Raw genomic sequence first — 15,057 nt, forward strand, 5'->3', positions numbered from 1 at the left:
ATCTGTTTAATGAGATTACTTCAGTCATTCTTCCTTCGTAATGACACAAAAAGACATACATATGAAAATCGCAATCATAGGAACAGGAAACTTAGGAAAGTCAATCGCAAAAGGATTGATTACCAATAATGCTATAACCACACTGTATTTAACAAAGAGGAATCTAAATGATATTCAAGAGTTTAAAGGTTATAATAATGTGGTTCTGACTTCTGATAATATTGAAGCTGTTAAACAATCGGATATTTTAATTTTCGCTGTACAACCTTCGCATTTCGAACAGATTTTAAATGATATTAAACCATATTTGACTGAAAACCATGTGCTGATTTCAACAATAACAGGTTACTTAATTCCAAAAATTGAATCTCAAGTTGGTAGCGACCAGTTTATCATTAGGGCGATGCCAAATACTGCTATTGCCGTGGGTAAATCAATGACCTGTTTATGTAGTAATGAAAAAGGCAAAAAGCGCATTAAAATTGCCGAAGCTATTTTCAATAGATTAGGACACACTTTAGCAATTCCAGAATCTCAAATGCAAGCTGCAACGGTAGTTTGCGCAAGCGGAATTGCATTTTGGATGCGATTAATTAGGGCAACAACACAAGCCGCAATTCAATTAGGGTTTGACGCTAAAGAAGCACAAGAGTTAGCGATGCACACTTCAGAAGGTGCTGCAAATTTATTGATTACAAATGGAGACCATCCTGAAGAAGAAATAGACAGAGTAACGACACCTAAAGGTTGTACTATCACTGGTTTAAATCATATGGAACATAAAGGACTAAGCTCATCATTAATACAAGGTATGGTCGCTTCATTCAATAAAATTAATAACATTAAAGAAGAACAGATATGAGCTTATTCAATGTTTATCCTTTATATGACGTCACACCTGTAAGTGCAAAAGACATCTACGTTTACGATGATAAAGGCATAGAATATTTGGATCTATATGGAGGACATGCAGTGATTTCTATAGGACATTCACATCCAAAATATGTGTCAGCTATTACGAATCAAATTGAAAAACTCGGGTTTTATAGTAATGCGATAAAGAATCCGTTGCAAACGCAACTGGCTGATAAATTAGAAGATCTATCAGGTTGCAAAGCATATCAATTGTTTTTGTGCAACTCTGGAGCAGAAGCCAATGAAAATGCATTAAAGCTTGCTTCTTTTCATAATGGGAAACACAAAATATTGGCTTTTAAAAATTCGTTTCATGGACGAACTTCAGCTGCAGTCGCTGCAACCGATAACCCAAAAGTGGTTGCGCCATTAAACGCACAGCAAGAAGTCGATTTTGTTGAACTTGGCGATTTAGAATCTGTTAAGTCCATTTTAAAAGCAAACAAAACTTGTGCAGTAATTATAGAGTGTATTCAAGGCGTTGGTGGATTAGATCAAAGCACAACTGAGTTTTATCAAGGTTTAGAAAAACTATGTAAACAATACGATACGGTTTTAATAGCAGACGAAGTACAATCTGGCTTTGGAAGAACAGGTGACTTTTTTGCTTTTCAAAAACATAATATTACTCCAGATATTATCTCAATTGCTAAAGGTATGGGAAATGGGTTTCCGGTTGGAGGTATTTTAATTCATCCATCAATAAAAGCGTCTTTTGGTCTGTTAGGCACTACATTTGGAGGAAATCACTTGGCATGTGCGGCAACACTTTCTGTATTAGATGTTATTGAGGAAGAAAACCTAATGCAAAATGCCACTGCCATTTCTGAATACTTCGTTGAAAAAGCAAAAGAATTGCCAAATCTAAAAACTATTAAAGGAAGAGGATTAATGCTTGGGTTAGAGTTTAATTTTCCCATTTCGGAATTGAGAAAAGCACTCATATTTAAGCATCATATTTTTACAGGAGGTGCAAAAAACCCTAATTTAATTAGAATTCTTCCGCCTTTAACTATTAGGAAAAAACACATCGATAGCTTATTTGATGCGTTGCAAAAAGAATTGAACTAAGATGAAAAATTACTCAACAATAAAAGACATTTCCAACCTTTCTGAAACGATTAAGGAGGCCATTTTATTAAAAATGAATCCTTTTGAGTATTCAACACTGGGACAACACAAAACCTTAGTGATGTTATTTTTTAATTCGAGTTTACGCACACGTTTGAGCACTGAAAAAGCGGCAAAAAACTTAGGCATGGATGTGATGATTCTTAATGTAAATGATGCATGGAATTTAGAGTTTGAAGATGGTACGATAATGAACATCGACAAATCCGAACACATTAAGGAAGCTGCACAAGTGATTTCGCAATATGCAGACATAATTGCAGTTAGAGCCTTTCCAACACTGAAAGACAAAGCAAAAGATGAATCGGAATTAGTTTTAAATAGTTTTAAAACATACGCAACGGTTCCTATTGTAAATATGGAAAGTGCCACAGCTCATCCATTGCAAGCTTTGGCTGATGCGATTACAATATCTGAATTAACAGAAAAAAAGAAACCAAAGGTCGTATTATCTTGGGCACCTCATCCCAAAGCATTACCACAAGCCGTTGCCAATTCATTTGTTGAAATGATGCAGAATTTAGATGTAGATTTAACCATTACACATCCTGAAGGTTATGAATTGAACCCACAAATCACAAAAAACTCAACAATCAACTACAATCAAGAAGCGGCTTTAAAAGATGCTGACTTTGTCTATGTAAAAAATTGGAGTAGTTATTCTGATTATGGTCAAATTCTCAATGAAGATGAGAATTGGATGATGACTAAAGAGAAATTAGGCAAAGCAAAATTTATGCATTGTTTGCCAGTAAGACGAAATGTTGTTGTTGAAGATGCTGTTTTAGATAGTCATCAATCTATTGTGATTCAACAAGCTAATAATAGAATTTATGCTGCACAAGTTGTGTTGAAGCAAATTTTAGAAAACCTATAAAATGAAAACACTAAAAATCATAAAAATAGGCGGAAATATTATTGATGACAGTCAAGCTTTAGGGTCATTTCTAAGTGAGTTTTCTAAGCTTGAAGGCTCAAAAGTATTAGTTCATGGAGGTGGGAAATTGGCAACACAATTAGCTCACAAAATGAATGTTCCTGTAAAAATGAATGAAGGCAGACGCATTACAGATAGTGACACTTTAGATATTATTACGATGGTTTATGCAGGTAAAATCAATAAAAATATAGTAGCTCAACTGCAAGTAAATGATTGCAACGCTATTGGGTTTTCTGGAGCTGATGGAAATACTATAGTTTCAGAAAAAAGACCAACGCAACCAATTGATTATGGGTTTGTAGGTGATGTAAAACAAGTCAACACAAAAACATTAGAAGTGCTTTTAAATCATAATATCACACCAGTATTCTGTGCCATTACTCATGATGAAAATGGACAACTACTAAACACCAATGCAGATACCATTGCTTCAGAATTAGCCATTGGATTTGCAAAACATTATAAAACAGAGCTCTATTATTGTTTTGAGAAAAATGGTGTTTTAAAAGATATTAATGATGATGATTCAGTAGTTGAAAACATTAACACCAAAACCTATCAAAACTTAATTAATGAAGGAATCATTGCTGATGGTATGTTACCAAAACTGAATAATTGCTTTTATGCTATAAACAATGATGTAAACAAAGTTTGTATCGGAAAACCAAGCATGCTTTTTGAAACCAATTCACTTTATACAACCATTGAAAAATGATAGAAAAACTCACAACAGAAGCTATTGCTTTATTGAAACAGCTTATAGAAACACAGTCGTTTTCTTCTGAAGAAGATCAAACGGCTTTGCTTATTGAGAATTGGTTTACAACACATCAAATCCCTTTTAAGCGCAACAAAAACAACGTTTGGGCAGCCAATAAACATTATGATGAGAAGAAGCCTACACTATTATTAAACTCGCATCATGATACTGTAAAACCAAATAACGGTTACACCAAAGACCCATTTAAAGCCATTGTTGAAGACGGAAAATTATACGGTCTAGGAAGTAATGACGCTGGTGGTTGTTTAGTATCGTTGATAGCTACATTCATCTACTTCTATGAAAAGAAAGACCTCAACTATAATCTAGTAATTGTTGCTTCTGCTGAAGAAGAAAGTAGTGGTCCAAATGGATTAAACAGTATGTTAAGTATTATTCCAAAAATCGATGTTGCGATTGTTGGTGAACCGACTTTAATGAATTTAGCTATTGCCGAAAAAGGACTAGTTGTTTTTGATGCCAAAGTAAAAGGAACAGCTAGTCATGCAGCACATCCAAATACGGACAATGCCATTTACAATACTATTAATGTATTACAATGGTTTCAGGATTATAAGTTCGAAAAGAAATCACCAGTTCTTGGTGATGTAAAAATGACTGTGACACAGATTAACGCTGGTCAGCAGCATAATGCTGTACCTTCTGAAGTTGAATTAGTGATTGATGTTCGTGTGAACGATAAATACACAAATCAGGAAATAGCTGATATCTTAACTAAAAAATCACCATGTTCAACTATTGAAGCTCGTAGTTTACGATTAAATTCATCATCTATTCCTATGCATCACGATTTGGTTAAAGCTGGAATAGAATTGGGTAGAGAAACTTATGGTTCGCCGACCTTATCGGACCAAGCAGCACTAAGTTGTCCGTCTTTAAAATTGGGACCAGGTGATAGTACACGATCACATACAGCAGATGAATTTATTTATTTAGCTGAAATTGAAGAAGGAATAAAAATATATGTTGAATTGTTAGAAAAAGTATTATAGCATTACACCCCTAAAGTCCCCTCAAGGGGACACTAGTACTAAAGTTTATTTGAGGATTGTCCCCTTGAGGGGACTTTAGGGGTGTTTTAATAAAAAAAGAATAAAATTATTAACTAAAAAATGAAGGCAGAGATTCCTGCCTTCGCAGGAATGATTATGAAACTTTGGGACAAAGGCTTTTCAATAGATAAAAAAATAGAACACTTCACTGTTGGTAACGACAGAGAAATTGATATGCATATTGCTAAACACGATGTACAAGCATCATTAGCGCATGCCATAATGTTAGAGTCTATAGGAATTATAACTTCGGAAGAATTACAACAACTCAAAACGGGTTTAAAATCCTTATCAGAATCTATTGAAGATGGAAGTTTTGTAATAGAAGACACCTTTGAAGATGTGCATTCGAAAATTGAACATGAACTCACCAAAACTTTAGGCGAAGTTGGAAAAAAAATCCATACAGCACGCTCTAGAAACGATCAGGTTTTAGTCGCACTTCAATTGTATTATAAAGACAATTTAAGCCTGATTAATGATAAAACTAAAGTATTCTTTAATACACTACTAGATTTAGCCGAAACACATAAGAATAAATTACTACCAGGATATACGCATTTACAAGTCGCAATGCCTTCCTCTTTTGGATTATGGTTTTCAGCCTATGCCGAATTATTGATTGATGACGTTTATATTCTAAATGCTGTTTCAAAAATTGTTGACCAGAATCCATTGGGTTCTGCAGCTGGTTACGGAAGTTCATTTCCAATTGACAGAGACATCACGACTGCAGCATTAGGCTTTTCTACTTTAAAATATAATGTAGTTGCGGCACAATTAAGTAGAGGAAAAAGTGAGCGTTCTATCGCAAGTGCTTTAGGCGGTTTGTGTAATACGATGTCGCGATTTGCTATGGATATTTGTCTGTATATGAGTCAGAATTTTGGGTTTATCAGTTTTCCAGATGAATTAACTACAGGAAGTAGTATTATGCCACACAAAAAGAATCCTGATGTGTTTGAACTGATTAGAGGAAAGTGTAATAAAATTCAGGCCTTACATACTGAAATGTTATTAATCACTAATAATTTACCAAGTGGTTACCACAGAGATTTTCAGTTATTAAAAGAAAATATTATAAACGCTTTTGAAGATGTTAAAGACATTTTAGACATCTTTAATTATGCTATTCAGCAAATTATTGTGAAAGATGTAGATCTTAATGATGACAAATACAAATACCTGTTTACGGTTGATAGTATTAATAATTTAGTGGTTGAAGGCATGAGCTTTAGAGAAGCTTATCAGAAAATTGGAAGTCAGGTTCAAAACGATACATATCAGCCAGATTTAGGTAAGGAACATTCTCATATTGGGAGTATTCATAATTTGTGTTTGGAGGATATTCGGGCTAAGTTTCCTAACAAATAATGAAAATTTATTTATTACTTAAAAGAGTATATGTAAAGTATACTCTTTTTTGTTTGCCTTTGTTGAAGCAATTTTCTAACCGTCACAACAACATTGAAAGCTTAAAAATTTTTCGTAATTATTTATAATTCAGATGATTATAGTGACAATATGGCATATTTTATGAATTCATTAACAATGGTACAATGTTGGTGTGTAAAAGTTTATAACAACAATCTTAAAATATAAAGAATGAAATTGTTAGATTTTTTTAAAAAACCATTAGAAAGTGCTTCAGATGAAATAACTTCTAAGTTCAAAACTCCATTTTTCTCAACTTTTTTAATCGTTTGGGTGATAACGAATAATAAATTCATCTATGATTTATTCTTTAATTCAACTATTAAAGATAAAACAGATATTTTATCAACTCAATTCAATTTAGGTGAATTGAGTTTTTACGGTAGAAGTTTATTATTGATAGGAATTACATTGCTAATAATGCTTATTTATTATATTATCATTAATATATCTAGGACCATCACAATGATTTCAGAAGAGAGGATAAAGGTTAACCTATTGTCTTCATTAAAAAGTAAAACAATAGGCACTATGGATGATGTTGACTTTTGGAAGACAAGAGCTGACAGTTTTAAAGAGAAAACTCGTGAACTGGAAACTGAGCTTTCTTCCTTAAGATTGGATAGAGATAATTACAAAAACAAGTTGTTAAAGGCTGATGAAGAAATTGATAAAGTAATCAAAAGCGGTAAATCTCATGTAGAAAGGACTAGGTCAATTTTAAGCAGCAATCTTTACACTTTTATGGTGAACCCAAGTAAAAATCTAACTGAAAATAAAATTAAAGATTTAAAGAGTAAAATGGATAGTGAATTCAAACTTTATAATGATGAATTAAAGCCAAAAACTCCGTCTTTCTTGATTGCATAAAATTATTAAGAATCTAAAGTAAAACAAAAAAAAAGCATCTGTTTCCAGATGCTTTTAAATTCTACCCTAACAATAGACTTACCCTTAAAATGTTATAGCAGTAGGAAATTCCATTTTAGAGTCCTACCAAATCTCCATCAGCATTTTTAGTTGCTAAATCAGATTTACCCATTAAATAAATATCTACTTGACGTGCTGCTTCTCTACCTTCAGAAATTGCCCATACAATTAAAGATTGTCCACGTCTCATATCACCTGCAGCGAATATGTTTGGAATATTAGTTTGATACTTTCCGTAGCTTGCTTTATAGTTAGAACGGACATCTTTCTCTAATCCTAACTTATCAGCTAATGTTGATTCAGGACCAGTAAAACCAAGTGCTAATAAAGCTAAATCACAAGGCCATGTTTTTTCTGTACCAGCAATTTCTATTAATTTAGGTCGTTCACCAGGAACCATTTCCCATTCTACATTTACCGTTTTTAAAGCGGTTAGCTTTCCTTTTTTGTCAGTAATAAACTCTTTAGTGTTTATTAACCAATTACGTTCCACACCTTCCTTATGTGAAGAGGATGTCTTCAATTGTAATGGCCAATATGGCCAAGGTGTTGCAGGTGATCTGTGTCCAGGCGGTTTTGGCATAATTTCAAAATTCACCACCGATTTTGCTCCTTGACGGTTGGATGTTCCAATACAATCTGATCCTGTATCTCCACCTCCAATTACAATAACGTTCTTATCAGTTGCTAATACTTGATCTTTTATGTCTTGTCCAAAAACCACTTTAGTTTGTTGGGTTAGAAAATCCATAGCTTGCACGACTCCATCTGCATCAATGCCTGGTGTTGGCAGACTTCGTCTTTCTGTTGCTCCTCCACAGAGTACAACAGCATCAAAAGCTTTTAGGTCTTCAACATCGTAATTTACTCCAACATTTACGTTGGTTTTAAACACAATGCCTTCTGCTTCTAAAATAGCTAAGCGACGGTCTATAATCTCCTTTTCCATTTTAAAATTCGGAATGCCATAACGCAGTAACCCGCCAATAGCATCATCGCGTTCAAAAACAGTAACTGTATGTCCTGCTCTATTTAATTGTTGCGCTGCGGCCAAACCTGCTGGTCCAGAACCTACAATTGCAATCTCTTTACCTGTCCTTGTTTTTGGAGGTTGTGGTTTAATCCAACCTTCTTTAAAAGCACGTTCTACAATATTTTTTTCAATATTTTCTATAGAAACCGGATCTTCAATAAGACCTAACACACAAGCCTGTTCGCAAGGAGCAGGACATAATCTTCCTGTAAATTCAGGGAAATTGTTAGTTGAATGCAAAATCCAAGAGGCTTTTTGCCATTCACCTTGATGTACCATATGATTAAAATCTGGGATTAGATTCCCAAGCGGACAGCCACTATGACAAAATGGAATTCCGCAATCCATACAACGCGATCCTTGTTCTTTTAAATCCTTTTCCTTAAGCGGCACAGTAAATTCCTTGTAATGTTTTACACGATCTTTTACTGGCTTGTATTTTTCGTCTTTTCTTTCGAATTCTTTAAAACCTGTTACTTTTCCCATCTTCTATACTGTTTCTAATTCTTCAACCATTTGTTCTTCTGTCTCTAAACGTTTCAACGCACGTTTGTATTCCGTTGGCATCACTCTTACAAAATGACTTAAACTTGTTTCCCAATCTGCTAATAATTCAGAGCCTCTGTTACTTTTTGTGTATTTCACATGCTTCTCAATAAGCGCCTTTAATTCGTCAGCATCTTTCTTAAGAATCTTTTCAAATTCAATCGTTTCGGTATTACATAATCCGTTTACGAACTTATTTTCAGGATCATAAACATAAGCAATACCTCCACTCATTCCAGCTGCAAAATTTCGTCCTGTTTTACCAAGAACTACCACTTTTCCTCCAGTCATATATTCACAACAATGATCTCCTACACCTTCTACAACTGCTGTAGCCCCTGAGTTTCTAACCGCAAAACGTTCTCCTGCAATACCATTGATATAAGCCTGACCTTCAACTGCACCAAATAAACATACATTACCAATAATAATGTTGTCTTCTGCTACAAAATCTGCCTTAACAGGCTTCTTTACAATTAATTTAGCGCCAGATAATCCTTTTCCTAAATAGTCATTGGTATTTCCTTCAAGTTTAAAGGTTAATCCATGTGCACCAAAAGCTCCAAAACTTTGTCCTGCTGAACCTTCAAAATTGATATTCAAGGTATCTTCTGGTAAGCCTAAATGACCATATATTTTTGAAATTTCATTACTTACAATAGCACCAACTGTTCGGTTAGTATTCTTAATCGGATAAGCCAATGTCATCTGCTCTTTTCTGTATAAAGCGCGATGCGAATCTTTTAGAATTTTAAAATCTAATACATTATCTAAATTGTGCTCTTGCTTTTCGGTATTTTTAACCGTCATTTTACTGTATGCCTCTGGTCTATGCAAGATCGACGATAGATCTAAACCTTTAGCTTTGTAATGCTTAATCGCTTTATTGGCGTTTATTTTATGGGTTTGACCAACCATTTCAGCCATAGTCCTAAACCCTAATTCAGCCATAATCGCTCTCAATTCTTCAGCGATATAGTAGAAGAAATTAATAACATGTTCTGGTGTACCTTTAAAGTTTTTTCGCAATTCTTTATCTTGTGTAGCGATACCAACAGGACAGGTGTTTAAGTGACATTTACGCATCATTATACATCCTGAAGCTACTAATGGTGCCGTTGCAAATCCAAATTCTTCAGCACCCAAAAGTGCAGCAATAGCGACATCTCGACCCGTTTTTAATTGTCCATCACATTCTACAACAATACGACTTCTTAGGTTGTTTAGAACTAAAGTTTGTTGTGCCTCTGCTATACCAAGTTCCCAAGGTAAACCTGCGTGTTTTAATGAAGTAAGTGGAGATGCTCCTGTTCCACCATCATAGCCTGAAATTAAAACTACATCAGCCTTCGCTTTTGCAACTCCTGCTGCAATAGTACCAACACCAACTTCAGACACTAGTTTTACATTAATTCTCGCTTCCCGATTAGCGTTTTTTAAATCGTAAATCAGTTGCGCTAAATCTTCTATTGAATAAATATCGTGATGTGGTGGTGGTGAAATTAAACCTACAAATGGTGTTGAATTACGAGCTGCGGCAATCCATGGCAATACTTTTTCACCAGGCAATTGCCCTCCTTCACCAGGCTTAGCACCTTGAGCCATTTTAATCTGAATCTCTTTAGCATTTGTTAAATAGTGAGACGTTACTCCAAAACGACCAGAAGCCACTTGTTTTATGGCTGAGTTTCTGCTGTCTCCATTAACATCTGGTTGAAAACGTTTTCTGTCTTCCCCTCCTTCACCAGAATTAGATTTTCCTCCAATTCTATTCATGGCAATGGCTAAATTCTCATGTGCTTCTCTAGAAATCGACCCATATGACATTGCACCTGTTTTGAAGCGTTTTACGATTTCTGTCCATGGTTCTACTTCTTCAATCGGAATTGGATCTATATTGTTAAATTCAAATAAACCACGAATAGTCATTAAATTTTCGGACTGTTCGTTTATAGCCTTAGCATAAACATCATAACTCTTCTGATCACTCAATCTCACTGCTTGTTGCAGTTTCGCAACCGTTGTTGGATTGAATAAATGTTTTTCACCATTTCGTCTCCATCTGTAATCTCCACCTATGTTTAATCCTAAACGTTTATCTACAATATTTTCTGGATAAGCATGGTGGTATCTTTTATCAATTTCTTTTTCGATTTCATATAAACCAATGCCTTCTATTCTAGATGTAGTATATGGAAAGTACTTTTCAACGAATTGCGAATTGAAACCAACGATTTCAAATATTTGAGAACCTCTGTATGAACGCAACGTTGAGATTCCTATTTTATTCATTATTTTTAGAATGCCCTTGCCAATGGCCTTGTTGAAATTATCTACCGCTTTTTGCTCATCCATGTCAGTGATAAAACCATCCTTAACTTGCATTCTAATAATTTCGTTAACCATATAAGGATTTACAGCACTCGCTCCGTAACCAAATAAAGTTGCAAAATGATGTGGTTCACGTGGTTCTGCAGATTCTATTATGATATCGAAATACGAACGCTTACGTAATCGATTCATCTGATGGCTCACATAAGAACATGCTAATAATGGAGGAATTGGAGCTAACTCCTTACTAACTCCTCTATCTGAAAGTATAATAATGTTAGTTTTTCGTTCTAGTGCTTTTTCAATTTGAACAATGATGTTATCCAAGGCATCTTCTAGACCGTTTAAACCTTTAGCTTTTTGGTATAATATTTCTATGGTTTCGGCTTTATAGCTTTCAACTTTTATATTTCTAATTTTATCTAAATCGTCATTAGATATTACTGGGTTCTGAATTTTTAATTTTCTACATTGTCTTTCTGTAATGCTGAAAATATTTCGATCTTTTCCTAAGGCCAAACTAATATCTGTTACGATTTCTTCTCTAATACCATCTAAAGGTGGATTAGTAACCTGAGCAAACAACTGTTTAAAGTAATTTGAAATTAACTGAGGTTTATTAGATAAAACCGCCAAAGGCGTATCAATTCCCATAGAACCTAAAGCCTCTTTAGCCTTTTGTGCCATAGGAGTGATGACTTCTTGAATATCTTCAAACGTGTAATTGAATAAACGTTGTCTCGTTTTTATATCTAAGGTTTCAATTGGACAGGTTTCACCTGTGTAGGGAATGTCTTTTAAATGTAATCTTGTCTTATCTAACCATTCTTGATAAGGTCTTTCTTTAACAATCTTACTTTTTATTTCTTCGTCATTAATGATTCGACCTTGGTTCATGTCTACTAAAAACATTTTTCCAGGCTCTAAACGACCATGACTTTCAACATCTTCTGGTGCAATATCTACCACACCAATTTCTGAAGACATAATTAGTTTTCCACTTTTAGTGACCGTATATCTTGAAGGTCTCAGTCCATTTCGATCTAATAATGCTCCTATATAATTCCCATCTGTAAACGGTACTGAAGCAGGTCCATCCCAAGGTTCCATAATACAAGAGTTATAATCGTAAAACGCTTTTCGTTCTGGAGACATTGTGGCATGTTTTTCCCATGCTTCAGGAATCATCATCATCATCACTTCTGGAAGAGAACGTCCTGTATGAGTTAATAATTCCACAACCATATCCATAGACGCAGAATCTGATTTTCCTGGCAGAATAATTGGGAATAATTTTTCTATTTGCGGCCCAAAGACATCACTTTTCATGATTTCTTCACGAACTCGCATTCGACTTACATTGCCTCGAAGTGTGTTAATTTCACCATTCTGACACATGAATCGAAAAGGTTGTGCTAATTCCCAAGTCGGCATTGTATTAGTAGAAAAGCGTTGGTGTACCAATGCTAAACGTGTTACCAAATCATCTTCTTGTAAGTCTTTATAATAAGGACCAATATCCTCTGGCATAATTATACCTTTATATATAAGGGTATTCATAGATAAGCTAGAGACATAGAAATATGAACTTTGCGACATTTTAGATTTTCTAACAGTGTGCTCAGTTATTTTACGTGCTGCATATAATTTAGCTTTAAAATCAGCTTCAGAAACTTCGTTTGATTTACCAACAAAAAGCTGTTCTATATTAGGTTCTGATGCTAATGCTATTTCGCCTAATTGAGTCGAATCTACAGGCACTTCTCGCCATCCTATAACAGAAAGCCCCTGAGCAATAATTTCCTTTTCGAAAGTATCCTTACAGAATTTATATTGATTTCTGTTTTTGGGTAAGAATACCATTCCAACAGCATATTTTCCTTTTACGGGAACTTTAAAACCACAAACGCGTTTAAAATAAGCATGAGGTATATCTATCAATAAACCTGCTCCATCTCCAGTTTTACCATCAGCACTAACACCACCACGATGTTCTAGCTTTACCAAAATTTCTAAAGCATCATGTATAATTTGATTTGTCTTTTCTCCTTTAAGGTTACATATAAATCCTGCACCACAATTTTCGTGTTCAAATTCTGGTAAATAAAGTCCTTGTTTCTTCAGCATAATTCAAAAAAATTATAAAGGCGTTTTGTGCCTTATTATATCTCTAAGATATACTTCAAAATCCGATTAAAAAAAAAGTAGAAACACTTTTCTCATATCGATAATTAAGGGCTTTCTAAATGAAAAATTAGCAATAAAAACGCCATATAATGGTGAATAGATAATGGAAAATAGTCAATGAAAACGGCACTTTATCACGAAAACGTTTTCGAGAATTTACACTTATCAAATTATTAATAAAAGTGCTTTTTACCATTATGGATTTACCAAAAAAACATTAAAAAATAATTTAACCCTAAATTTTAGGGGGTATAAAATATAATATTCATAAAAATTATATTTTAACCCTAATTTTTAATGGGGTATAATTAAAAGTTATATAGATTTGACCCGAATCTAACTATTTTTAAATATTACATTATGAAAAAATTATTAACTCTAGCATTACTGTTAACCTCGATAGTTTTAACAGCTCAAGACTCAGAAGAAACAACCGAAAAGAAATTCTCTATTTCTGGTAGTGTAGATGCTTACTACCAAACACTTTTAACAGCATCTGATGATTCAGGACAATCTTTCGGAACTGCGTTTGCAGGACAAACAGGATTTGCTTTAGGTATGGGTAACCTTATCGCGAGCTATGAAAGCGGTAAAGTAGGTGCAGTCCTTGATTTAGTTACAGGACCAAGAGGTGAGGGCGCTACTTTTAGCAACGATATTGTTGATGGTATTGTAAACCAAGCTTATGTTTATTGGAATGTTTCAGAAGGTACAACTTTAACTTTCGGACGTTTTAATACATTCTTAGGGTACGAAGTTATTGCTCCTGCTGCAAACTTTAACTACAGTACGTCTTACTTATTTTCAAGCGGACCTTTTTCTCATATGGGTATAAAAGCAGATTTTGCTTTATCTGATGATTTTAGCTTAATGTTAGCCATAACAAATCCTTGGGATACTAATAACACTTCTACAACAGGTGAGTATGCTTTCGGAGCTCAATTAGGATATTCTGGTCAATACCTAAACTTATATTATGACAGTGGCGCGAATAATGGCCTAGGTTTTGAGATTGATTACACAGGAGGTTTCGACCTATCTGATGACTTCTTCTTAGGAATCAATGCTGCTTATCAGACAACATCTTATGTTTATGATGATGACGGTAGTGTACTAAGTGATGATTTCAAAAATGGCTTTTATGGAGCTGCATTATACCCTCAATTTGCTGCATCTGAAGATTTTAGTATTGGTTTAAGAGGTGAATACTTCGGATATCATGCTGAGGAAGGAGATGATTTACCAAGTGTATTCGCTGCAACTTTAACAGGAAGCTACACTGTAGAAAGCAACTTAATTATTAAGCCTGAAATCAGATTAGACTCTTGGAGCAATTGGGATGATAGATATTTCGATGCTGACGGAGAAGACATGAGTAGCCTAGCTGCGTTTACTCTAGCTGCTATATATACATTCTAACTAATATTAAATACAATGAAAAAAGTCGAAGCAATAATTAGAAAATCTAAATTTTCTACAGTAAAAAACGCACTACATGAAGTAGGTGTAAACTTCTTCTCTTACTGGGACGTAACAGGACTAGGGAATGAAAAAGAAGGACATGTTTATAGAGGTGTCTCTTATAGCACTAGCGATATCCAAAGACGATATTTATCTATAGTTGTCAATGACGATTTTGAAGATATAACAATAAAAACAATACTTGATTCTGCATCTACAGGAGATGTTGGTGATGGTAAAATCTTTGTCTCTCACATAGATGAAGTATACAGAATAAGAACTGGAGAAAAAGGAGGACAAACTTTAAAATAACTAA

Annotated in this window: 11 protein-coding genes; 9 read left to right on the plus strand and 2 right to left on the minus strand. The window is 34.3% G+C overall.

Going from position 1 to position 15,057, the window contains the following annotated elements; genetic code table 11:
- Positions 1-61: 61 nt before the first annotated feature.
- From proC to Q0822_RS03155, 7 genes are all read left to right on the plus strand, one after another.
- Positions 62-862 (plus strand): pyrroline-5-carboxylate reductase, encoded by an 801-nt coding sequence (gene proC / locus Q0822_RS03125; protein ID WP_299120028.1) that lies wholly within the window; start codon positions 62-64, stop codon positions 860-862.
- Positions 859-1,986 carry an aminotransferase class III-fold pyridoxal phosphate-dependent enzyme gene (locus Q0822_RS03130; protein ID WP_299120030.1) on the plus strand — a complete coding sequence of 376 codons (1,128 nt, stop codon included), beginning with the start codon at positions 859-861 and terminating at the stop codon, positions 1,984-1,986. The genes proC and Q0822_RS03130 overlap by 4 nt, the downstream gene beginning before the upstream one ends.
- A 1-nt stretch (position 1,987) precedes the next feature.
- Positions 1,988-2,923, plus strand: coding sequence for an acetylornithine carbamoyltransferase (locus tag Q0822_RS03135; RefSeq protein WP_299120033.1), 936 nt, complete (start codon positions 1,988-1,990; stop codon positions 2,921-2,923).
- Position 2,924: 1 nt separating this feature from the next.
- Positions 2,925-3,701, plus strand: a complete 777-nt coding sequence (gene argB / locus Q0822_RS03140) for an acetylglutamate kinase (RefSeq protein WP_299120036.1) — start codon at positions 2,925-2,927, stop codon at positions 3,699-3,701.
- Positions 3,698-4,759 carry a M20 family metallo-hydrolase gene (locus Q0822_RS03145; RefSeq protein WP_299120039.1) on the plus strand — a complete coding sequence of 354 codons (1,062 nt, stop codon included), beginning with the start codon at positions 3,698-3,700 and terminating at the stop codon, positions 4,757-4,759. Before argB ends, Q0822_RS03145 begins: the two co-directional genes overlap by 4 nt.
- A 156-nt stretch (positions 4,760-4,915) precedes the next feature.
- A complete protein-coding gene (gene argH, locus Q0822_RS03150) occupies positions 4,916-6,193 on the plus strand; it encodes an argininosuccinate lyase (RefSeq protein ID WP_299122245.1) in 1,278 nt (425 codons plus the stop codon).
- A gap of 231 nt (positions 6,194-6,424) precedes the next feature.
- Positions 6,425-7,123, plus strand: coding sequence for a hypothetical protein (locus tag Q0822_RS03155; protein ID WP_299120041.1), 699 nt, complete (start codon positions 6,425-6,427; stop codon positions 7,121-7,123).
- 115 nt (positions 7,124-7,238) lie between these two features.
- On the opposite strand, the gene Q0822_RS03160 is transcribed toward Q0822_RS03155, so the two are convergent.
- Complete coding sequence (locus Q0822_RS03160) at positions 7,239-8,702, minus strand: glutamate synthase subunit beta (protein ID WP_299120044.1); 1,464 nt, start codon at positions 8,700-8,702, stop codon at positions 7,239-7,241.
- 3 nt (positions 8,703-8,705) lie between these two features.
- Positions 8,706-13,220, minus strand: a complete 4,515-nt coding sequence (gene gltB, locus Q0822_RS03165; RefSeq protein ID WP_299120047.1) for a glutamate synthase large subunit — start codon at positions 13,218-13,220, stop codon at positions 8,706-8,708.
- Positions 13,221-13,640: 420 nt separating this feature from the next.
- Between gltB and Q0822_RS03170 the strand changes: the two genes are divergently transcribed.
- Together Q0822_RS03170 and Q0822_RS03175 are read left to right on the plus strand one after the other, a co-directional pair.
- On the plus strand, positions 13,641-14,699 hold the full coding sequence (locus Q0822_RS03170) for an outer membrane beta-barrel protein (protein WP_299120049.1): 1,059 nt from the start codon (positions 13,641-13,643) through the stop codon (positions 14,697-14,699).
- A gap of 15 nt (positions 14,700-14,714) precedes the next feature.
- A complete protein-coding gene (locus Q0822_RS03175; protein WP_299120050.1) occupies positions 14,715-15,053 on the plus strand; it encodes a P-II family nitrogen regulator in 339 nt (112 codons plus the stop codon).
- The last annotated feature ends 4 nt before the right edge of the window (positions 15,054-15,057 follow it).

The organism is uncultured Winogradskyella sp. (assembly GCF_947496485.1).
Lineage (GTDB): Bacteria > Bacteroidota > Bacteroidia > Flavobacteriales > Flavobacteriaceae > Winogradskyella.